Raw genomic sequence first — 22635 nt, 5'->3', positions numbered from 1 at the left:
ATGAATCTCAAATACCGCACTCTGGGCATTCTGCTGGCGGGCCTGCCGCTGGGCGCCTGCGCCACGCATGATCATCAAGATACCTATCTGCTCGGTCAGGCCACGGCTGACAATATTGCCCGCCAGTCCGTCCGGGATGTCAATCTCAGCAATTCGAAAGCCGTGGAGTCCACCTCCGGCCTGCGCGCGGCCAATGCCGTGAAGGCGCTGAATGAGGGGCGCACGAAGGAATTGCGGGATTCCTCGGTCAGCGAGTCCGGAGGAAGCTGATGTCCGGAGCTGCTCGTAACCTGTCTGATGCCGGCACGCAGACTCCGGCGGCCAGGATGTTGCCGGCCATTGCCGCGCTTGCCGGGCCGGAACGGATGGCCCAGCTGAAAGGTATCTGCCGCAATGTGGTGGACCTGGCATCACTGGACCCGGCCAGCATTGTCGAGAAATTCGGCGGCGCGCTGATCCTGCTGGAACATGGACAGCCGGGTGCAGAGCAGGTCGTTCTCGGGCTGGCCGTCGACAAGCCTGACAGCGCGATCCTCATGGTATCGGATCATCTGCCGGCGCACCTGGTGCGGGCCTTGATGAAGATCGAGGCGTCGGACATTCTCCCGTCGGATGCGGATGCTGGCGACATTCTGGAATCCGTCGAACGGATCCGCGCTGCCGCCGAAGCCGGCACATCGGGGGGAGACAGTTCCGCGTCTGCCGTATGCTGGGCCTTCCGTGGGGCGGTTGGCGGGGCAGGTGTGTCCACCCTGGCAATCGAGAGCGCATTCTCCCTGTGCGAGAAAGTCGGGCCCGGAAAGGTCTGTCTTGTCGATCTGAATGTCTCGGACGGCATGGTCAGCTCATTCCTCGAGGCTGTGCCGAAGCTGGACCTTGCGGCCCTGTCCGCCGCACCAGAGCGCCTTGATGCCCGGCTGCTGGCGGCCTGGTGCTGGCAGCATGAGGATGGCGTGGCGACGATTTCCGCACCGCGCAATCCGGATGCCGACGCGCTGGCGACCGAGGCCGCGATCCTGCGGCTTCTGGACGTTGCCTGCGCCGAATTCCCCTTTGTCATCGTTGATATGCCGCGTCACATGATGCCCTGGACGAAACCCATTCTCGGCGCCGTCGACGAGGCCATAATCGTCAGTGAGCTGACTGTGCCCAGTCTGCACGCCGCCGCGGACATGGCGCGGGAAGTGGACATGCTGCGCAGTTCCGACCGCAAGGCCAAGCTCGTGCTGAACCGCATGTTCCCCAAGAAACGCTTTCGCGCGGAATTCGCCGTGGACAAGGCGGAAAAGGCAATCGACCGAAAGATCGATGCAACCATCACATCCGATTGGGATGCGGCCCGCACAGCGGTCAATCTCGGCAAGCCGATTGCCGACGTGAAGCCCAAAAGCGCGCTTGTGGCGGACATATCGGCCCTCGTCGACAGCCTCATGCCGGACGAGGCCGTACAGGCCGCCGACGCCGCACAGCAACGCAGGAGTGCCCGATGAGCCGGTTTGGATTCTCGAACGCAGCGGCAAAGCCGCAACCTGTCGCATCGCCGGATCCGGCCCCGGAAACGCCGGCGGTTCAGTCTGCGCCGCCTCCGCCACCAGCGGATACCAAGGCGTTTGACCAGCTGGATGCAAAGCTGCGGGTGCATGCAAAGCTGATCGACGAGCTTGATCTCAGCGTGCTCGACAAGCTGGATGACGAGACGATGCGGCGGCGTGTGCGCGGCATTGTTTCGGAAATCATCAAGAAGGAAGACATGGCGCTGTCGGCGGCTGAGGAAGCCAGTTTTGCCGATGCGGTGATGGACGAGATGACCGGGCTCGGCCCGATCGAGCCACTGCTGAAGGATGACTCGATTGCCGACATCCTGATCAATGGCTGCAATCAGGTCTATGTCGAGCGTCACGGCAAGCTGCAACTGGCGCCCGTCCGGTTTGCAGACAATGACCATTTGCTGCGCATCGTGCAGCGGATCGTTTCGGCGGTCGGTCGGCGGGTGGATGAAAGCCAGCCACTGGTCGATGCCCGCCTGCTTGATGGCAGCCGCGTCAATGCCGCCGTCCTGCCCATTGCCATTGACGGACCGCTTGTCTCGATCCGGAAATTCTCGAAGTCTCCCCTGACCATGGAAAAGCTGGTCGGGTTCGGAGCGATCCCCGGGCCGGTTGCGAACTTCATCCTGGGTGCAGTGAAATGCCGGGCCTCGACGGTGATTTCCGGCGGTACCGGGTCTGGCAAGACCACGCTCTTGAACGCGCTGTCCTCCGCCATCAGCCCCGACGAGCGCATGATCACCATTGAGGATGCCGCAGAACTGCAGCTTCAGCAGCCGCACGTTGCGCGCATGGAAACCCGCCCGCCCAATATTGAGGGCAAGGGCGAGATCCGCCAGCGGGAACTGGTCAAGAACGCGCTGCGCATGCGTCCCGACCGCGTCATTCTGGGCGAGGTGCGGTCCGAGGAAGCGTTCGACATGCTCCAGGCCATGAATACCGGTCATGAAGGGTCCATGGCGACGATCCACGCCAACAATCCGCGTGACGCCCTGACCCGTCTGGAGCAGATGGTGATGATGGGCGGCATGAAGATTTCCGAAGTGGCCATCCGTGGTCAGATTGCCTCGGCCGTGAATTTCATCGTACAGGCCACGCGTCTGTCTGACGGGTCCCGGAAAGTGGTGTCCATTTCCGAAGTGACCGGTATGGAAGGCTCGGTCGTGCAGTTGCAGGAAATCTTCAAGTTCGAACGCACGGGCACAACGGAAGACGGCAAGGTGCAGGGTCATTTCGCGGCCACCGGCCTTCGGCCGAAATTCCTGGACGAGATGGAACGCCGGGGCGTTCACATGCCTGAAGGCTTGTTCGATCCGTCAACGCGGTTCTAGGGGCCGGGCGCGTGTCGTGGTTGCCTGATCTTTCTAGCACCAGCCTGACGATACTGGTGCCTGTCATCATGGCCATCGGGGCCGTGTTTCTGGCCATTCAGTCCGTGATGGGCATGGTGACCGAGGCACAGACACGCCGCATCGTGAACAAGCGCCTTCAGTTCAAGGATCGTTTCGAGACGACCAGCGAAGCCATGATCGAGCTGCGCAAGGCGCGCGGTCTGGACGATAATGGCAATTTCGCCATGCCGCTGCGCTGGTTCAATCAGCTGGTCGTGCGGTCCGGCCTGAAATTCCAGCCCATGAAATGGTTCGGCATGTCGGCCGGTGCAGGTCTCGTGGCCGGGCTCGCCTATTGGCAATTCGTCGGGGGGCTGTGGCCCGCCATCGGCATTGCGGCTGTCCTGTTTGCGCTGGCACCAATCATTGGCCTAAAATTCGTGGCCGGCCGGCGCATGAAGAAGATGTCCCAGCAATTGCCGGATGCACTGCAGATCGTCTGCCGCAGCCTGGAAGCCGGCCATCCCGTCGCAACCGCAGTCGCGCTCGTCGCCCGGGAGATGCCGGATCCCATAGGCACCGAATTCGGCATGGCAGCCGACGAGGTCTCGTATGGCATGTCGCTGACCAATGCGGTCCAGCGCATGGCGGAGCGCGCCGGTGATCCGGATGTCGAATTGTTCGTGGCGACCGTTCGCCTGCAGGAGAAGACCGGCGGCAATCTGTGTGAGTTGCTGAAGGCGAACACGACGACGATCCGTGAACGCCAGACCATGCGGCTGAAGGTGAAGGCGGCCTCGTCAGAGGGGCGGGCCTCGGCCATGATCCTGACTTCCGCGCCCTTCATCGTGATGTCGGGCATCCACGTCCTGCGGCCGGAATTCTATGGCGATGTCATGGATGAGCCGCTTGTGCGCGTCGTGTTCCCCATCCTGTTCATCTGGATGGCGATCGGGAATTTCGTCATGCGCAAGATGATCAATTTCAAGATGTAGGCCGCGACCGTGATGATGCCCCAATCCGTCTCCGCCCTGTTGCCCGTCCTGTTGCTGGTCTTTGCCGCCGTTCTGGCCATGCCGGCGCTGCTGGCCTTCGTGCGCAGCTGGAAGGCCAAGGAAGATCTTGAGCGGCGGCTGGAGCGGCGTCATGCCCGCCCGGCCGAGACCGAGACGCGGAATGAAAGCCGCATCGGACGTGCGGTCATCGGGCTGGCAAACCGCGCCACGCCGACAAATGAGGAAGCCGTCAGCGTTGTCCGCGCGAAGCTGATTATGGCCGGCTTCACGCATCCCACGGCGGTCGGTCGATATTACATCGCCCGCATTGCATGTGTGGTACTGCCCCAACTGGCCCTGCTCGTCGCCCTGCCGAATCTGGACGGCGTGTCGAAACAGACCTTGCTGATGGTGAGTGTCGGCCTGCTGATCACCGGGCTTCTTGCTCCCGACTTCTACGTGTCCCGCCGCACCAAGGCGCGTCAGCAGCAATGCTCTGCCGGGTTTCCGGACATGATGGATCTGATGGTGGCCTGCGTGGAGGCCGGGCTGAGCCTGGATGCGTCTGTGCAGCGGGTCGGCGAGGAGCTGGAACTGCGCCACCCCATTATCGCCGAGCACATGAAGAAGCTGTCGCTGGAGCTTCGCGCCGGCAAGGCCCGCAAGAATGCCTGGCGGACATTCGCCGACCGGATGAGCATCGAGGAGGCAAGTTCGCTTGCCACGATGCTGCGCCAGGCCGAGGAAATGGGCACCAGCCTGGGGCAGACCCTGCGGGTTTTCTCTGCCGACATGCGCAAGCGCCGCATCCTGATGGCTGAGGAAAAGGCGATGGCATTGCCGGCGAAACTCACCTTGCCTTTGATTATATTCGTTTTTCCGGTTCTTTTGGGCGTTCTGATCCTGCCGGCCGTGGTCAAGGTCCAGGCCGCACTTTAGTGAATTCCCGGCTAGGCGAGTCAGCCTCGCATTGCTAGTTTGCCGCCATGACCACGACTTATCTCGAATTCGAAAAGCCCATTGCGGAGCTGGACGCGAAAATCTCCGAACTGGAAGCCCTTGCTTCCACCAAGGAGGGGCCGTCTATCACGGACGAGCTGAAAAAGCTCAAGGCCAAGTCGAACAAGCAGCTGAAGGACATGTATTCCGACCTCAGCGCCTGGCGGAAGACGCTTGTTGCCCGCCATCCCGACAGGCCGCATTTCTCCGATTTCGTGGAGAATGTGTTCGAGGATTTCGAGGAACTCGCCGGGGATCGGGTCTATGGCAATGACGAGGCCGTTGTTGGCGGGCTCGCGCGCTTCAAGGGCCGCCCGGTCGTGATCATGGGCCATGAGAAGGGCCGTACCATCGAGAAGCGCCTGAAGCACAATTTCGGCATGGCGCACCCGGAAGGCTACCGCAAGGCGGTCCGCCTGATGGACCTGGCCGAGAAGTTCAACATGCCGGTGCTCAGCTTTCCCGACACACAGGGTGCCTATCCCGGCAAGGGTGGCGAGGAACGCGGGCAGGCCGAAGCCATCGCCCGCGGAACGCAGCGGGGCCTGTCGCTGGGTGTGCCATTCGTCACGCTCATCATTGGCGAAGGCATGTCGGGTGGTGCCATCGGCATCGCGGCGGCCAACAAGGTGCTGATGATGGAACATGCCATCTATTCTGTGATCTCGCCGGAAGGCTGCGCCTCGATCCTCTACCGGGATGCCGCCAAGGCCAAGGAGGCCGCTGACGCGATGAAGATCACCGCGCCCGACCTGCTGAAGACGAGAGTCATTGATGGCGTGGTCAAGGAACCGGTCGGTGGTGCCCACCGCGATCCGAAACGCGCCATGGCGGCTGCGGCGAAAGCTCTGGACGAAGCCCTGAAGGAACTGGACGGCCTGAGCCCCTCCGAATTGCGGACCCAGCGCAAGGAACGCTTCTACGCCATCGGCCGCGAAGGCTTCTAGCGTCTGCTGGCGCGGGACCCATCCCGATGGCCGAAAAGGACTGGATCTCCCGGTATTTTGCGCCGCTGGCCACTGCGCCGGGGGCGGCGGGTTTGCGCGACGATGTGGCGGAACTGACTGGCGGTGATGGGCGCCGCGTGATCACGGTCGATGCCCTGGTTGAAGGGGTGCACTTCCTTCCCACCGACCCGATCGACTCGGTCGCGCGGAAACTGGTACGGGTGAATGTGTCCGACATTTATTCTGCGGGCGCGTTGCCCCGGGATGCCTTGCTTGCATTCGGATGGCCGGCAAACCGTCCGGAGCGGGATCTGGCGAAATTTGCTGAAACGCTGCGAGACGAATTGAAACGCCATGAGATGCATCTGATTGGCGGCGATACGGTGGAGCATGGTGGTGCACTCTTTCTGTCACTGACCGTGACCGGACGCTGCCTGTCCGACGCCCCCGTGCGCCGTAGCGGTGCCCAACCGGGGCAGGAACTCTGGGTGACCGGCCAGATCGGCGCGGCCTGTCTCGGCTTCGAAACCCTGCAGGCAGGGGATACTGCCAATCCACATGTCGAGGCCTATCGCAATCCGCCCATTCCAAATGCTGACGCCGCCCGTCTGGTGGCGGATCACGCGGCCGCGGCGATGGACATATCCGACGGCCTGCTCGGCGATCTGTCCACGCTGGCCGGCGCGTCCGGATTGGGCGCGCACATCGCACTGGACCGTGTCCCGTTTGCCGGGGAGCCATCCTCCCTGACCGAGATGCTGCGCCTCGCCACCTGGGGCGATGACTACCAGCTCCTGTTCGCCGCCGCGCCGGACCGCCGGGACGCAATCCGCGCTTTCGCCGACAGAAAGGGCCTTCCTGTCGCAAATATTGGGGAACTGACCTCTCAGGCCGGGCTCGTCGCGACGTACGGGAATGCGCCCGTTAACCTCCCGGAAACCCTCGGCTTTGAGCATGGCTGAACAGAGTCCGGGCTGACTCGCCCCTGACGGGAGGCATATTGCCTATTTCCGGCAAGGCGGGCAGGCTGGCCTCCTATAATAAACAGTACAAGATCAGGATAACCTGGCGTTTTAGGTTCTGTTTGAAGGGAAGGAAACGTAACCCATGTGGTATTATCTCGCTCTCGCGGCGGGGGTTTTGTCGGTCCTCTATGGCTGGCTGCAGATCAATTCGATCAACAAAGCCCCGTCTGGTGATGCGCGCATGCGCGAAATTGCACAGGCCATTCAGGAAGGCGCAAACGCCTATCTAAGCCGCCAGTACCGGACGATTGCCATTGTCGGCGTCGTTGTGGTGGTGCTGCTGGCCATCCTGTTCCGCAACTGGCAGGTGCCGCTCGGCTTCATCATCGGCGCGGCCCTGTCCGGCGCAGCCGGGTTCATCGGCATGAAAGTGTCCGTGCAGGCAAATGTGCGCACCACCGAAGCCGCGAAATCCGGTCTTAATGCCGGTCTGAAACTGGCCTTCAAGTCCGGCGCCATCACCGGCATGCTGGTCGTCGGCCTCGCCCTGCTGGGCATCGTCGTCTATTACGGCTTGCTTACCATGGTCACGGGACTGGACCTCGGTGTCGAAGGCGAAAAGCGCCTGGTCATCGATTCGCTTGTGGCGCTCGGTTTCGGAGCTTCCTTGATCTCGATCTTTGCCCGCCTCGGCGGCGGTATCTTCACCAAAGGCGCAGATGTCGGTGGTGATATGGTCGGCAAGGTCGAAGCCGGTATTCCGGAGGATGATCCGCGCAACGCCGCGACCATCGCAGACAATGTCGGTGACAATGTTGGTGACTGTGCCGGAATGGCGGCCGACCTGTTCGAGACCTATGCCGTGACGCTGGTTGCGACGATGGTGCTCGGGGCGATCTATTTCTCGGGCGCGTCCTATATCGTCGAGATCATGATGCTGCCGCTGGCCATTGCCGCTGTCTGCATCGTCACGTCGATTGTCGGCACCTATTTCGTCAATCTCGGACCTGGCAAGACAGATGTCATGGGAGCCCTCTACAAGGGGCTCATCGTGACCGGTGTCCTGTCCATAGGCGGCCTCGCCGTCGCGGTGGCGACCGTTCTGCCGAATGGCTTCGGTGTGTTGGACGGCGCCGGGCAACGCCTGGGATTGGCCAGTGATGTTTCCGGCTGGATGCTGTTTGGTTGCGGCATTGTCGGCCTCGTTGTGACTGGCCTGATCGTCGTGATCACGGCTTTCTACACGGAAACCAAGTACCGGCCTGTCCGCTCCATCGCGATGGCGTCGGAGTCGGGCCACGGCACAAATGTGATCCAGGGTCTGGCAGTGTCGCTGGAATCCACCGCCCTGCCGGCCATCGTAATCATTGCGGGCATCATCCTGACGTTCAATCTGGCCGGCCTGTACGGCATCGCGATTGCGACGACGACGATGCTGGCGCTGGCCGGCATCATCGTGGCTCTGGATGCCTTCGGCCCGGTGACTGACAATGCCGGCGGCATTGCGGAGATGGCGGAACTTCCGTCCGAAATTCGTGATACGACGGATGCGCTGGATGCTGTTGGCAATACGACCAAGGCGGTCACCAAGGGCTATGCCATCGGTTCGGCCGGTCTGGGGGCGCTTGTCCTGTTCGCCGCCTATGCAGAAGATCTCAAATACTTCTCGGCCAGGGCCGTGGAAGGCGATTTCTTCTACAATGCGTCAGCTGACTTCTCGATTGCCAATCCGTATGTCGTGGTCGGCCTGCTGTTCGGAGGTCTGTTGCCCTTCCTGTTCGGCGGCCTGTCCATGATGGCCGTTGGCCGGGCGGCGCAAGCCGTGGTTGAGGAAGTGCGTCGTCAGTTCCGCGAAATGCCGGGCATCATGAAAGGCGAAGTGAAGCCGGACTACAGCCGGGCGGTCGACTTGCTGACGCGGGCAGCAATCAAGGAAATGATCGTGCCGTCGCTTCTGCCGGTGCTGTCGCCCATCGTGCTGTTCGGCGCGATCTTCGTCATCGCAGGCAAGGGCGCAGCGCTCGCTGCTGTCGGAGCCATGCTGCTCGGCGTGATCGTGACGGGGTTGTTTGTGGCCATCTCGATGACGTCCGGAGGCGGTGCCTGGGACAATGCCAAGAAGTATATCGAGGACGGCCATCATGGCGGCAAGGGGTCTGAAGCCCACAAGGCCGCGGTGACCGGTGATACGGTCGGCGATCCCTACAAGGACACGGCCGGTCCGGCTGTGAACCCGATGATCAAGATCACGAACATCGTCGCTCTGCTTCTGTTGGCGGTCCTCGCCGGCCATTAGAAACAAGAATTTTTCCTGAAAGGCCCCGGCGGAGCACCGTCGGGGCCTTTGTTTTATCAGGATATTCCAAGATATAGGCAGAAACTATAGCAATCGCTCTGGCAATCAATTGGTTCTATTCGCGTGATGCGCGTAAAGTGCGAGCGTTGCCCCGGAATCATTCATGGCTTCGAGGCGATAATCCCGCGTCCACGTGTTGCTGAGGACGCGAAACAGGTTTTGGAATCCGAGCGAAAGGGAGAAGAGTATGGACGGCAATGATATGGGTGGTGCTGGCAAGTGCCCCGTGATGCACGGCAGCCTGACGTCGACTGAAACGTCCGTGACGGCCTGGTGGCCGAAATCACTGAATTTCGACATCCTGCACCAGCATGACCGCAAGGTGCAGCCTTATGGACCTGACTTCTCCTATCGCAAGGAAGTCGAAAAGCTCGACTATGAAGCGCTCAAGAAGGATGTTCACGCGCTGGTTACGGACAGTCAGGACTGGTGGCCGGCAGACTGGGGCAGCTATGCAGGCCTGTTCATCCGCATGGCGTGGCACTCGGCGGGGTCGTATCGACTGGCCGATGGACGTGGTGGCGGCGGGGCGGGCAATCTGCGTTTCGCACCGCTGAACTCGTGGCCGGACAATGCCAATCTCGACAAGGCCCGCCGTCTGCTGTGGCCGATCAAGAAGAAGTACGGAAACAAGCTGAGCTGGGCCGACCTGATCATCCTGGCCGGCAACGCGGCTTATGAGGTTGCCGGACTGAAGACTTTCGGGTTCGGCTTTGGCCGCGAGGATATCTGGCATCCCGAGAAGGACACGTTCTGGGGGTCCGAAAAGGAATGGCTGAAGGATGAGCGCTATGAGCAGCTCGACAAGCGCGATTCGCTCGCCAATCCGCTGGCCGCGGTTGTCATGGGGCTAATCTATGTGAACCCGGAAGGTGTGAACGGACAGCCGGATCCGGCCAGGACCGCCATCGATGTCCGGGAAACCTTCAAGCGCATGGCGATGAATGACGAGGAAACCGCAGCCCTTACGGCGGGCGGGCACACAATCGGCAAATGCCACGGCAACTCCGATCCGGCGGGTCTTGGCCCGGAGCCGGAAGGAGAAGACGTTGTCGGCATGGGGCTCGGCTGGAAAAATTCGAACCAGTCCGGCAATGGCCGCTTCACGCTTACCGGTGGACCGGAAGGTGCGTGGACGACCAATCCGACGAAATGGGATGGCGGCTATTTCGACATGCTGCTGGACCATGAGTGGGAACTGACCAAGAGCCCGGCAGGTGCCTGGCAGTGGAAGCCGGTAAATATCGAGGAAGTCGACATGCCGGTGGATGTGGAAGATGCGTCCGTCCGCACCATGCCGATGATGACCGACGCCGACATGGCCATGAAGGTCGATCCGATCTATCGCAAGTATATGGAGAAGTTCCGTGAGGACCACGACTACTTCTCCCGGACCTTTGCGCGCGCCTGGTTCAAGCTGACCCACCGCGACATGGGACCGAAGCCGCGCTATCTGGGGCCATGGGTGCCGCAGGAAGACCTGATCTGGCAGGATCCGGTCCCGGCCGGCAGCACCAGCTATGATGTTGATGCGGTCAAGGCGAAGATTGCGTCCAGTGGCCTGTCGGTGGCGGACATGATCTCAACTGCCTGGGACAGCGCACGTACCTATCGCGGCTCCGACATGCGCGGTGGCGCGAACGGTGCCCGGATTCGGTTGGCCCCCCAGAACAATTGGGATGGCAATGAACCGGCACGGCTTTCCCGCGTGCTGGATGTGCTGGAACCGATTGCGAAGGAAACCGGTGCGAGTGTGGCCGACGTGATCGTCCTTGCGGGCAATGTCGGCGTCGAACACGCCGCCAAGGCGGCTGGCTTCGACAAGACCGTGCCGTTCACCCCCGGCCGCGGCGATGCTACCGACGAAATGACGGATGCCGAATCCTTCGAGCCGCTCGAGCCGCTGGTTGATGGCTATCGCAACTGGATCAAGGATGACTATGTCGTCAAACCTGAAGAGATCCTGCTGGACCACACTCAGCTGCTCGGTCTGACCGCTCCGGAGATGACCTGCCTTGTTGGCGGTATGCGTGTGATCGGCACCAATCATGGCGGCAGCAAGCATGGCGTGTTCACGGACAGTGTCGGCGCCCTGTCGAATGACTTCTTCGTCAATCTGACCGACATGTCGAATACGTGGAATCCAACCGACAGCGAGGGCATTTTCGAATTGCGTGATCGCAAGACGGACGCGCCGAAATGGACTGCCACACGGATTGACCTCGTGTTCGGATCGAACTCCATTCTGCGGGCCTATGCCGAGGTGTACGCTCAGGACGACAACAAGGAGAAGCTGGTCGACGACTTCATCGCTGCCTGGACCAAGGTAATGGAAGCTGACCGGTTCGACGTCCGCAACTAGCGTCTGCACGACTGTTTTTCGCGGCGTCCCGGGTGACCGGGGCGCCGCTTTTTCGTTCCGGCCTATTTCACCAGTGACGATGCCATGTGGCGGAACTCATCCTGAGTCAGCGTTTCGGCACGCGCCGTCGGGTCGATGCCGAGGTCCTGCAGCCAATCCGCGGCCTTCAGGCCGTGCCGCTTGGCCAGGGGTTTCAGGGCAGCGCGCAGCATTTTCCGGCGCTGGCCGAACGCAGCACCCGCGACTTCTTCCAGCTTTGCAAGGTGCGGGAACACGCGCTCTGCTGGAAGCGGGTGCAGAACCGCGACCGCGCTATCCACCTTCGGCGGCGGCCGAAATGCGCCGGGCGGCAACGTAAAGGCGATGTGAGGATCGCAAACGGCGTGAGCCAGCACAGCCAGCCGGCCATAATGATCCGAATTCGGCTTTGCGCAGATCCGTTCAGCGACCTCTTTCTGGAACATGAGGGCCATTTCCCCCCGCCACGGGCCAGCCTTCAGCCAGTTGACCAATAGCGGCGTCCCGACATTGTACGGAAGGTTAGCAACAATCATGGCGGGCTGGCTGGCGCCAAGTTCCTCCAGAACGGATTCCCAACGGACCTTTCGGGCGTCTTTCAGGATAACATGCAGGCGACCGTCCTGTGCCTCCGGCCAGGAACGGAGCGCGTCTGCGAACCGTTCGTCGGCCTCGACCGCAATCACCTTCCCGGCGCCCTGATCCAGCAGGGCGCGGGTCAGACCGCCCGGACCGGGCCCGACTTCGATCACCGTCCGGCCCGCCACCGGGCCTGCAGCGAGGGCAGTCCGTTTCAGAATGTCAGGATCGAACAGGAAATGCTGTCCAAGTGCCTTGCGGGCGGTGGCTTGCGTCAGGCCGGGAGTATCGTCACTGCCACTCATGCGTTTGTCTTTCGATTGTTGGCAATCAGCCGTGCCTGGCGGATGGCGGCAATCAGGCTGTCGGGGCGAGCGGTACCGGCAGCAGCGGCGTCGTAGCCCGTACCATGGTCCGGGCTGGTACGGACGATAGGCAGTCCAAGAGTCGTGTTCACGCCGCCCCACATGTCCAGCGTCTTGACCGGGATGAGGCCCTGGTCATGCGTCATGGCAATAATGGCGTCGAAGCGGCCGGACAGGGCCTCAGCGAAAACCGTATCGCCGGACCGGGCGTCGGACATGTCGATACCCTGTTCGCGCAGAATGGCGGCCGCGGGGTTGATGATGTCGATTTCTTCCCGGCCAATCGTGCCGTCTTCCCCGGCATGAGGATTGAGACCCGTGAAAGCGAGGCACGGCGCGGGGATGGCAAAGTCCTGTCGCATGGCCTCGGCGACGGTCTTGCCGAGTTCGACCAGTTTGATCGTGTCCAGCAAATCGGGCACGTCCTTGAGCGGGACATGAATGGTTGCCAGCGCGACGCGCAGGCCGCCGCCGGTCAGGAGCATGACGGGCCTCGACGGAGTCTCGCAGGCCGCGTCACAGAGGGCGGCGACAAATTCCGTATGGCCCGGGTGCCGGAAACCCGCTCCATAGAGAAGCGCCTTGTTGATGGGATTGGTCACCATGCCAGACACGGCCGAAGACAGACAGAGTTCGGTGGCCTGTTCTATCGAGGCCAGAATGGCGGTGGACGCGCCGACATCCGGCTTGCCCGGCTCGACCTGCGGAACGCCCGGCAGCGACAGGACCGGCAGCGCGTTGGAGAATACCTCGCAGGCCTCGCCCGGATCGACAATCGGGTGAACGGGAACGCGGCCTTCATAGAGTTCCAGTGCGCCGATCACGAAGAAGGCGTGTTCGACCTGGTCACGTAATTTCGTCCACGCCGCGCCGGTGATACCGGGGCCTACGCCTGCAGGATCGCCCATGGTCACGGCGAGTGGAGTGTGTGCAATGTCAGTCACTCTGGCGGTTTTCACTCAATCCGCACGCCGCGCAAGGCCTAGCGGTAGATAATCGTCGCCTCGCGGCGCAGATCACGCAGTTCCCGCTCGGAAATCATGTTGAGTTCCTGATCCTTCAGGCGGCCCTTCAGGTCGTCGCGGGAGGGCAGGGCTTCGGCGCCGTCTTCCCGGCGGCAGACATACATGACTGCCAGACCGCCGCCAGCCGCGAAGATCTCTGTCGGTTGCCCGACTTCCGTGGCCAGAACCAGTGCCTTGCCTTCCGATCCCAGTTCCTCGACGTCGATGTCATCAAGGTCGGCATGCCGCAAATTGGATTTCGAATTGGACACGCTCTGAACGTCGTCGCAGGTCTCGATTTGGGCGAGGGCGCCCTTGAGGTCGGCTTCGCTGCCATCAGTAACCTGAAGGCGCATCAGGTCGACTTTGGTCGTCAGTTTTGCCGGCTCGCGCTTGTTTGCGACGTTCAGAATGTAGATCCCGTTTTCCGTGGCGATCGGCCCGAGCAGGCCGGGGCCGACAGAGGCTTCCACAGCTTCGGCCAGGACCGGGTCCAGATCACCTGTGGTGATCCATCCCATGTCCCCCCCAGTCGCCGAGGTCGGTGCTGAGGAAATCCGTTGTGCCGCGATACGGAAATCGGCGCCCTGTTTCAGCTGCTCGATAATCGAATTGGCCGCCTGCATGGCCTGAGACTGGGTTTCCGGGTCAGGTGCGTAGAGGAAGATCTCCGAAATCCGGTACTGCGTTTGTTGCAGGGAATTTCGCACGCGGCTCAACTGTTCGTCGACTTGGTTGTCCGAAATCCGGATGCGTGAGCCGTACAGGCCGCTCATCACGCGGTTCCATGCGATCTCGGCCCGCATCTGCTCTTCCAGGCTGGTCGGGTTCACGCCGGCCGCCAGCAATTGCTGTTTCAACTGGTCTCCGCTGGCACCCGACTGGCGCGCCATGTCATCTACGGCAGCATTGACTTCTTCGGGGGCAATTTCGAGTTCGAATTCGGCCGCTTTCTCGAGCTGCAGCTGCTCGTCGATCAGTTGCTCCAGCGCCTGGCCGGTGATCTGCTGGATCTGTTCCTGGGTTGGTTGCTGGCCCCCAAGGCTGAGCAGGAGGAGCCGCGCGCGCTGGCGCACATCGGAATAGGAGATCGGACGGTCATTCACGATGGCCGCCACGCCTTCGAGGGCCAGGCGTTCAGGCGCGCTCGCCTCCTGTGCGATGGCGCTACTGCCGACCGGAAGGGCCGCGAGAACAGCAGCGGCGATAAACTGACGAACCATACATGGCCTCCGTTGAGTGCCCAGCCGGGCCCCATGGCAATTTTATCTGCCGGACCATACTAGTCTTGTATCCCAGCGCAACGGATGAGGGCAGTCTTCCCTGAATCCTTACGGAAATTTAGGGCATGACCGGCGTGTCCCCTACTGCGTTCGGGCCCGAATCAATCGAACTCGCTGGACCCGAAATCACCGATTGTCTTGAGGGAGAACCGGAACTGGATGTTTTCCTCCGGTCCGAGCGTCCGGTCCTGAAGCTCGGAGCGCTGATAGACGATCTCGAAGCGAGAACAATCGTCCTCGAAGGCAATGCCATATTCCTGTTTTGCGTTGAGATTGTCCGAGATGTCCCGCAATTGTCCGGCAAACACGGAATACTGGCTGGTCACACGGAACTCGCCCCGCAGGAATATCCCCTCATCACTCTCGCCAGTGGTCGAGATGCGTTCATCCACCTTGTAGTATTGCGCGACAGCACGCAGTCTCTTGTAATTCGAAGATATTTTTGCGTCGATCCGATTCAGGCTGAAGCCGTCCTCGTCGAGGCGCGCATGCGTGTCGATGCGCAGTTTCCGGCCGAAATCTGCCGTGGCTGCAATGATCCAGTCAGAGGATGTGCCGTCCAGGTTGCTGGTCGCGTCAAAGGCATCATCGGGGCGGGACCGCCAGCGCTTGCCAATCGTTGTGCTGAGATCCGGACCATTTTTCCAGAGCGCGCGCGCCGTGATCCCGGCAGCGAGTTTGCCATCACCCTCGAACAGGTCATAGGCGCCGAAACCATTGGCGTCGAACAACACAGACTCGTCCGCTTCGAAGAGCAGACTGTCTTCATTTGGGATCACGTCATCATTTGAATTGGACGTGCCCCACGCGGCCATGACGGCGGGCTCCAGCATGACATCGACCACCTTGCCGGGCCGTACCATTGGATAGGCGAGCTTGCCGCCCACATTGCCCAGAGCGCGCGTCACGCTTTCCTCGCCGGATTCGTCTTCGTCGAGTCCGTAATAGTCCGCCCGCACTTCAGCGAATGGTTCGAATGTGAAGCCGCCGGGCAGGATGTTCAGATCCGACCAGTCAGCGCCGACACTGACGCGATGGCTGTCCTCCCCGATGTCCCGCTCCAGAATGGCGCTGGAGGCGTTCACGCTTGCGAAGCCCCATTTGCCCAGATCCCAGAATTTCTCGCTGTAGAATACAGGGAGCGCCGTCGGCAGTTCGGCGTCATCATCACCTTCGCGAAGGCCCTGAAATTTCAGGAGGGCGACATCTGCGTAATAATCATCGCCCTGTCCGGTTGCGAACAATTGGGACAACAGTCGGCGCGGTGCGCTGGAATACAGTCCGCGCTGTTCATTCTGACCGTCGATGTCATAGCGGCGATCATACAAATCATCGGACTGGTGTTCGACCCCAAAGCCCCATTTCCATTCATTGTTGATCGCAAACAGGCCATTGCCATAAACGTGGCCGCGAAGGCGTTCTTCCCCGAACAATTCGCCATCGCTGTCGAAGTCCTGCTCGTAGGTAAAGCTGGTATTGAGATTGATCGATCCGGAATAGAACCGTTTGCGGAAATCCAGTTCCAGAAGCGGGTTCACATTCTGGCTGACCATGGGTGAGATCGTCAGGTCCGAATGCTCCGAGACGGCCCAATAGTAGGGTTGCTGGTAGAACCAGCCCAGTTTTGACGAATTGCCGGCCGACGGGATCAGCAGGCCGGAGCGCCGTTCGGAGGTCGGGTCGGGATGCGCCAGAAAGGGCAGGTAGAAGACGGGGATGCCTGCAATCTCGATCACCGCGTCGCGGTAGGAAATCATCTGGCTTTCCTGATCCAGCACGGCTCGGCGCGCCCGCACGGCCCAGGTCGGGGTCTTCTTCTCTTCACAGACCGGACAGGCCGTATAGACCACCTGGTCCAGCGCGTTCACGCCATTGGACTGACGGATGGCCGAATTGGCAGCCACAGTGGCGCCATCCTCCAGACGGGCCGAGAACCCGATCGCATATCCATCCGACAGGCGCGAATCGACTTCGACCTCGTCAGCAAATTGCTGGCTGCCGGTCTCGTCTATGATGATGACATTGCCACTGGCCCGGACCTTGTCTGTCGTCCGGTCATAGACAATCCGGTCAGCGCGCAGGATGCGTCCCTGATAAAGTGCTTCGACATTGCCTTCGGCGACCAGCTTGTTCTCGTCGCGAACCTCGTAGACATAGTCGGCTTCCAGCACGACCCGTTCGTCCTGGCCTGCGGGTTGCGGCGCGGCTGCGTCGTCCTGGGCAATGGCGTACCAGGGGAGACAGACCGCCAAACCAAGCGCGGCCGCAACATGATGCCATTTTGCCAAAACGCGTACCTTTACCAGTCTCTCGTCACACCTGATGCGGCGTGCATGTCCTTTGGCAGCCTTAGAGAGGAAGGGGGGAATCGTCCAGACATCAGGCCCCGATGGCTGAATTTTCATGCATCTGGCGATGCAGTCGAGTCACAGGGCGTCGTCATGCAGCCCGACAGGCGAGACCACCCGGCAAGGTTACTGCGTCGCCCGCCAGTTCCAGTTCCATCAGCATGGCCGCACATTGCGGATAGGAAGCACCTGCAGCCCGGGCGATTTCGCCAATCGGCATCGGGTTGAACGACAAGGCCTGAAGAATGCGGGTTTGAAGGTCTTCTGGCGGGGCGCCGGACGCAGCCGGATCCGCGAACGGCGTTAGAGGGGCAGAGACGCCTGTCAGGGGAAGGCTGTCCAGAACTTCGAGTACATCGTCCACATGCCGGACGAGCGTTGCGCCCTGGCGGATGAGCCGGTTTGTGCCGGCTGAGCGGGGATCGAGGGGGGATCCTGGCACCGCCATCACTTCGCGGCCCTGTTCGCCTGCCATTCGTGCCGAAATCAGCGAACCTGAACGCTCTGCCGCCTCGACCACGATGACACCCCGGCAAAGACCGGTGATGATGCGATTGCGGCGAGGGAAATCCTGCGCCTTGGCGCGGTGGCCGAAAGCCGTTTCGGAAAGGATCAGGCCTTTGGCGGCAATTTCCGCATAGAGCCGGTCATGCTGGGGTGGGTAGACATGATCCACCGCTCCGCCAAGCACCGCAATTGTGCCGGTCTGCAAGCTGGCTGCATGCGCTTCGCCGTCTATGCCCCGGGCCAGGCCGGACACAGTGACCCAGCCTGCCTGTCCCAGCCCGCCAGCCATGTCGCGCGCCATCTTGCGCCCGGCCGCCGACGCATTGCGCGCGCCTACAATGGCGACGGTTGGTTGAGCGGCAAGATCCGTATTGCCGAGAGTGGCCAGAACGGGCGGAGGTGGATCCAGCGCCTTCAGGAGTTGCGGAAATTCCGGCTCGCAGCTCGCAATGATGCGGGCGCCATACTGACGGGTCTGTTCAAGTTCCCGTTCGATATCGGCACGGCTTGGAGGCTGGAACCTGCGGCGGGCCTTTCGGGTAAGTTCCGGCAGCGCGTCCAGTGCGGCCGCGGGCGTGCCAAATCTGTGCAGCAGCTGGGCAAATGTTACGGGGCCGACATTCGGTGTCCGCGCGAGCCTGACCCAGTCGATGCGGTCTGCATCACCGAGGGCTCGCGGCGCCGTCATGCACTCGGGCTGTCAGGTTTCTTCGCGCCGAATTTCGGCTCTTCCCCTTTCAGGAGACGGCCCAGATTTGCGCGATGTGTCCAGAACACGAACAGCGACAGGAGTGCCAGCCCCCCTATGATGAACAAGTTCCGTTCACCCAGCAGCCAGGCGCCCGGTGCAACCAGAGCGGCGGCGGTCAGCGCGGCCAGTGACGAGATGCGGGTGATGGCGAACAGGCCCAGCCAGACCGGCGCAGCCACGAAAAAGCCGGGCAGGGAGACAAAAGGGAGCAGGCCGGCATAGGTTGCGACGCCCTTGCCGCCCTTGAATCCGAGCCAGACGGGATAGCAATGGCCGATGAACGCGAAGGCGCCCGCCACAAATCCCAGCTCTCGCCCCCCCAGAATACCGAAGCCGAGAGCGACGAGACCGGCCTTCAGGCTGTCGAGCAACAAGGTTGCAAGAGCCAGATCCTTGCGCCCGGTGCGCAGAACATTCGTGGCGCCGATATTGCCTGAGCCGATGGCGCGGATATCGCCGAGTCCGGCCGCACGCGTGATCAGCAGACCGAAGGGCACGGATCCGGCGAGGTAGCCACACAGGGCTGCCAAGGGAAATGCCAGTTCTGGGGTCAGGTCAGTCACATCAATCTCCAATTGAAATTCTTACGGCCGGAGGTGTGTTTCGACAAGTCCGGAAACCTAACGGGTGAAGACGAATTTGCCGCCGATCAGCGTCTTCATCACGCGGCCTTGAAGGCGCCGGCCATCAAACGGGGAATTCGTTGAGCGCGACAGCAATTCGTCGCGGTCGCACAACCAGGGTTTGCCTGGATCGAACAGGATGACGTCTGCAGGTGTGGCTGCAGCCAGTCGTCCCTGTGGAAGGCCGAGCATGTCGGCGGGTCTGCAGGTCAGCGGTGCGAGCGCGTCGAGCAGGTCGAGCGGCCCGTCATGGACCAGGCTCAGCAGGGCAGCCAGAGTGGTTTCAAGCCCCGCTGCACCAAAACTGGCTTCGCCGAAGGGAAGGCGCTTTTCCTCCGGGGGTTGCGGATCATGCGCCGAGACCACCGCGTCTATCTTGCCTGCTGCGAGCGCCGAGATCATCGCCTGCCGCGTGTCTTCATCCCTGAAGGGCGGGTTGACCTTGCAATAGGTGAGATAATCTCCGACATCGATCTCGTTGAAGAACAGGGAGTGGGCGGCAATCGTGGTGAACACGCTGGCGCCGCGATCTCGCGACTGACGGACAAGGTCAAGCGTCCGTGGGGTAGAGACCTGGTCGAGAATGAGCGTGCAGCCTGTGGCTTCCGCCAGCATCAGGTCGCGGGCCGCACCGATCCATTCAGCTTCGGGCGGAATGCCTGCCAATCCCTTGCGCGCGGCAAAAGCGCCTCCATTCATCACGCCGGAGCCTTTCAGCGCCCCATCGTCGGGCCGGCTCATGACGATAGCGCCGCGGCTGGCGGCATAGGTCATGGCCCGCTTCTGAATGGAGGCGTTGGTCACCGGGCTGTCGCCATTCGTGAACAGGACGGCCCCGGCATCCGCCATCAAGCCGATTTCGGCCATTGCTTCGCCCTTCAGGCCAGTGGTCAGCGCACCCGCAGGATAGATGCGCGCCTGCGCGCTCGCTTTCGCGCGGTCCGAGATGAAACGCACCAGCGCGACGTCGTCGATGACAGGCTGAGTGTCGGGCATCACGACGAGGCTGGTGACTCCCCCGGCGACTGCTGCACGGGATGCCGTAGCCAGTGTTTCCTTCTGTTCGTCGCCGGGCTCTCCCGTCTTCACACGCAGGTCGATCAGGCCGGGTGCGAGGCAAAGGCCCCCAGCGTCCAGGATTTCAGCGGCCGCGGCGTGTGGTGCGGTCGCGCCGGGTGAGACCTCCTGGATCATGCCGTCTTCGATCAGGATTGCGCCTGGACCGTCGAGTCCCGTCGCCGGGTCGAGGAGCCGCGCATTGTAGATGGACAGGCTCATGGGCGGCCTCCTGCCAGCAGGTGCAATACAGCTTCCCGGACTGCGACGCCCATTTCGACCTGTTCGGTGATTACGGAGCGATCCCCGTCGGCGATGGCGCTTTCGATCTCGATGCCGCGATTCATCGGACCCGGATGCATGACGAGAGCGTCGTCTTTGGCGAGAGAGAGCCGTTCCTGGGTCAGTCCGAAATAGCGGAAATACTCCCGCCGACTTGGCAGATAGGCACCATCCATGCGTTCCAGCTGGAGCCTTAGCATCATCACGACGTCGGCGCCTGCCAGGGCAGCGTCGAAATCCGATGTGGCGGAGGCCGCACCCCAGGTTTCTGTCCCGGACGGCATCAGCGTGCGGGGCGCACACAAATGCACCTCCGCGCCGAGCAGGTGCAGGGCCAGTGTCGTCGAGCGCGCCACGCGCGAATGGGTGATATCCCCGCAGATGACAACTTTCAGGCCTTCGATCTGGCCCTTGTTTCGGCGGATCGTCAGCGTGTCGAGCAGGCCCTGTGTCGGATGCTCATGGGTTCCGTCGCCCGCATTGACCACTGCGCAGTCTACCTTGCGAGACAGGAGTTTGGCCCCGCCCGAGGCCGAATGTCGGACCACCAGTACATCAGGCTTCATGGCGTTCAGGGTCATCGCCGTGTCGATCAGCGTTTCGCCCTTCTTCACGGAGGACTGGGCAACAGGCATGGAAATCACGTCGGCGCCCAGTCGGCGGGCCGCAATTTCGAAGCTGCTCATCGTGCGGGTCGAATTCTCGAAGAACAGGTTCACAACGGTCTTGCCCGACAGGACGGGATCGGCGCGTCGCCCTGCGCGGGTCGCTTCCGCATAGTCGTTGGCCAGATCGAGAATATGGGTGATGTCGAGCGGGTGAAGGCCATTGATGCCCAGCAAATGCTCGTGGTCGAAGGAGTAGTGGATTGCCGCCTTGCTCATGGAGGCCCTTTCGATTTTCGGCGGTTTAGGACCGTTTCCGAGTCGGGGCAAGAGGGTCAGCTGGTCAGGAGCAGGTAAAGCCCCGGCAAGGTAATCATGGCGAGCACGGTTTCCACGGCAATCAAATTCGCGGCCAGCGGGGCATCGCCGCCGAGTTCCTTTGCCAGGATGTAGGAACTGGTCGCCGTTGGCGTGGCGGCGCAGATCAGGGCAATGACCAGCGGAACGCCGGTGACGCCGAGCAGAACACAGAACCCGACGGCCAGTGCCGGCAGACCGAGCAGCCGGACGAGGGACCAGATCAGCGTTCGCGTGCCGGCCCGTCGCAGGGCCGACAGATCGACCCCGGCCCCGGCTGACAGCAGTCCGAGCGCAAGCGCGGCGTCACCAAGAATGCGGAGACTGTCGTCGAGAAGGCGGGGCAGGCTGGCATTCATGCCGGCCAGTGCGAGCCCCGCGATGCAGGCAAGCACAATGGGGTTGCGCAGCAATGCCCTGAACGGGTTGGGCCTTGGCCCGTGCGGCTGGTCGGCATGAGCGATGAGCGCATAGACCGAAATGATGTTGGCCGTCGGGATCATCACGGCAGCTGCGATGGTGACGAGGGCAAGGCCTTCCTCACCGAACAGAAGGCTGCCGATGGAAAGGCCTATCATGGTGTTCCAGCGCACATTGGACTGGATGACCGAGCCAACGGCCGGACCCGGCATGTTCGGCAGGAAGCGTCCGCACCAGCCGACGCCAGCGAGCACGAATTGCGCCAGGATCAATGCCCCGGCCAGTCCCCAGGGGGCCTCCTCGAAAGGCGCGTGCGCCAGCGTTCGCACGATCAGCGCCGGGAAAAGCACAACATAGGACAGACGTTCGATGGCCCGCCAGCTGTCGGCGGGGATCCATTTGCGCACCGACAGGATGTGCCCGAGGGTCACGATCGCAATGACCGGAAGCAGGGCGTAGAGAAAGCCGCCCATCAGCTGTTGGCCAGTCTCTGCAGCGCGTCATTGAGGATGACGGCAGCGGCTGACGCGTCGATCCGTTCGGCCCGGCGCTTGCGCGGCAGGTCCGCAGCGATCATGGCCTGTTCGGCCTCGGCGGTGGACAGGCGTTCGTCCTGGAACAGGATCGGTATGTCCCGGCGTTGCAGGATATGCCAGGCGAGTGCGCGGACAGATTGTGCCCGAGGGCCTTCTGTGCCGTCCATGTTGAGCGGCAGGCCCATCACAATCCCCACGGCACCGCGGTCGTCATACAGGTGGAACAGGCGATCGAGCACCGGCGCCAGTTTCTTGCCGCGCGGAATGGTTTCGACGGGACTGGACAGCATGCGCAGGGCGTCTGCAGATGCCACGCCCAGTGTCTTCGTGCCGGGATCAAGGCCGAGCAGTGCGCCGGTGGCGGGAAATTGGTCGGGGGCAGTTATGGGCATGGACAGC

Annotated in this window: 19 protein-coding genes; 9 read left to right on the top strand and 10 right to left on the bottom strand. The window is 62.0% G+C overall.

The features are described from left to right. From HF955_RS16900 to katG, 9 genes are all read left to right on the top strand, one after another. A complete protein-coding gene (locus HF955_RS16900; RefSeq protein WP_291076783.1) occupies positions 1-270 on the top strand; it encodes a hypothetical protein in 270 nt (89 codons plus the stop codon). Continuing rightward, positions 270-1490, top strand: coding sequence for a hypothetical protein (locus HF955_RS16895; RefSeq protein ID WP_291076781.1), 1221 nt, complete (start codon positions 270-272; stop codon positions 1488-1490). Before HF955_RS16900 ends, HF955_RS16895 begins: the two co-directional genes overlap by 1 nt. After that, the gene (locus tag HF955_RS16890) at positions 1487-2878 is read left to right on the top strand and encodes a CpaF family protein (protein ID WP_291076779.1); all 1392 of its coding nucleotides are present in this window, start codon (positions 1487-1489) and stop codon (positions 2876-2878) included. The genes HF955_RS16895 and HF955_RS16890 overlap by 4 nt, the downstream gene beginning before the upstream one ends. Positions 2879-2889: 11 nt before the next feature. Then, positions 2890-3873 carry a type II secretion system F family protein gene (locus HF955_RS16885; RefSeq protein ID WP_291076778.1) on the top strand — a complete coding sequence of 328 codons (984 nt, stop codon included), beginning with the start codon at positions 2890-2892 and terminating at the stop codon, positions 3871-3873. Positions 3874-3885: 12 nt separating this feature from the next. Next, on the top strand, positions 3886-4812 hold the full coding sequence (locus HF955_RS16880) for a type II secretion system F family protein (RefSeq protein ID WP_291076777.1): 927 nt from the start codon (positions 3886-3888) through the stop codon (positions 4810-4812). 47 nt (positions 4813-4859) lie between these two features. Then, positions 4860-5819 carry an acetyl-CoA carboxylase carboxyltransferase subunit alpha gene (locus HF955_RS16875; protein WP_027836285.1) on the top strand — a complete coding sequence of 320 codons (960 nt, stop codon included), beginning with the start codon at positions 4860-4862 and terminating at the stop codon, positions 5817-5819. Positions 5820-5845: 26 nt separating this feature from the next. Beyond that, positions 5846-6781, top strand: a complete 936-nt coding sequence (gene thiL, locus HF955_RS16870; protein ID WP_291076776.1) for a thiamine-phosphate kinase — start codon at positions 5846-5848, stop codon at positions 6779-6781. A 145-nt stretch (positions 6782-6926) separates the two neighbouring features. Further along, positions 6927-9080, top strand: coding sequence for a sodium-translocating pyrophosphatase (locus HF955_RS16865; RefSeq protein WP_027836283.1), 2154 nt, complete (start codon positions 6927-6929; stop codon positions 9078-9080). A gap of 247 nt (positions 9081-9327) precedes the next feature. Next, the gene (katG, locus tag HF955_RS16860) at positions 9328-11502 is read left to right on the top strand and encodes a catalase/peroxidase HPI (protein ID WP_291076775.1); all 2175 of its coding nucleotides are present in this window, start codon (positions 9328-9330) and stop codon (positions 11500-11502) included. A gap of 62 nt (positions 11503-11564) precedes the next feature. Here the strand turns inward: katG and rsmA are convergent, their stop codons facing one another. The 10 genes from rsmA to ruvX all read right to left on the bottom strand — a co-directional run bounded on the left by rsmA (position 11565) and on the right by ruvX (position 22628). After that, a complete protein-coding gene (rsmA, locus tag HF955_RS16855; RefSeq protein ID WP_291076773.1) occupies positions 11565-12404 on the bottom strand; it encodes a 16S rRNA (adenine(1518)-N(6)/adenine(1519)-N(6))-dimethyltransferase RsmA in 840 nt (279 codons plus the stop codon). Then, entirely contained in the window at positions 12401-13399 is a 999-nt protein-coding gene (pdxA, locus tag HF955_RS16850) for a 4-hydroxythreonine-4-phosphate dehydrogenase PdxA (RefSeq protein WP_367279806.1), read from the bottom strand. Before pdxA ends, rsmA begins: the two co-directional genes overlap by 4 nt. Positions 13400-13446: 47 nt before the next feature. Continuing rightward, the gene (locus HF955_RS16845; RefSeq protein ID WP_291076771.1) at positions 13447-14691 is read right to left on the bottom strand and encodes a peptidylprolyl isomerase; all 1245 of its coding nucleotides are present in this window, start codon (positions 14689-14691) and stop codon (positions 13447-13449) included. A gap of 161 nt (positions 14692-14852) precedes the next feature. Continuing rightward, positions 14853-17039 carry an LPS assembly protein LptD gene (locus tag HF955_RS16840; protein ID WP_291076770.1) on the bottom strand — a complete coding sequence of 729 codons (2187 nt, stop codon included), beginning with the start codon at positions 17037-17039 and terminating at the stop codon, positions 14853-14855. Positions 17040-17190: 151 nt separating this feature from the next. Then, complete coding sequence (gene dprA, locus HF955_RS16835; protein ID WP_291076769.1) at positions 17191-18294, bottom strand: DNA-processing protein DprA; 1104 nt, start codon at positions 18292-18294, stop codon at positions 17191-17193. After that, positions 18291-18920 (bottom strand): glycerol-3-phosphate 1-O-acyltransferase PlsY, encoded by a 630-nt coding sequence (gene plsY / locus HF955_RS16830; protein WP_291076768.1) that lies wholly within the window; start codon positions 18918-18920, stop codon positions 18291-18293. The genes dprA and plsY overlap by 4 nt, the downstream gene beginning before the upstream one ends. Before the next feature lie 57 nt (positions 18921-18977). Further along, positions 18978-20258, bottom strand: a complete 1281-nt coding sequence (gene pyrC / locus HF955_RS16825) for a dihydroorotase (protein WP_291076766.1) — start codon at positions 20256-20258, stop codon at positions 18978-18980. Continuing rightward, positions 20255-21202, bottom strand: coding sequence for an aspartate carbamoyltransferase catalytic subunit (locus HF955_RS16820; protein WP_291076764.1), 948 nt, complete (start codon positions 21200-21202; stop codon positions 20255-20257). Before HF955_RS16820 ends, pyrC begins: the two co-directional genes overlap by 4 nt. 56 nt (positions 21203-21258) lie before the next feature. Beyond that, positions 21259-22173: an AEC family transporter gene (locus tag HF955_RS16815; RefSeq protein WP_291076762.1), complete on the bottom strand. Its 915-nt coding sequence runs from the start codon at positions 22171-22173 to the stop codon at positions 21259-21261. After that, positions 22173-22628 (bottom strand): Holliday junction resolvase RuvX, encoded by a 456-nt coding sequence (ruvX, locus tag HF955_RS16810; protein ID WP_291076760.1) that lies wholly within the window; start codon positions 22626-22628, stop codon positions 22173-22175. Before ruvX ends, HF955_RS16815 begins: the two co-directional genes overlap by 1 nt. Positions 22629-22635 lie beyond the last annotated feature (7 nt).

Origin of the sequence: Hyphomonas sp. (genome assembly GCF_017792385.1) — a bacterium.
In the GTDB taxonomy this organism is placed as follows: Bacteria; Pseudomonadota; Alphaproteobacteria; order Caulobacterales; family Hyphomonadaceae; genus Hyphomonas.
This window is presented reverse-complemented; position numbering and strand designations above follow the sequence as displayed.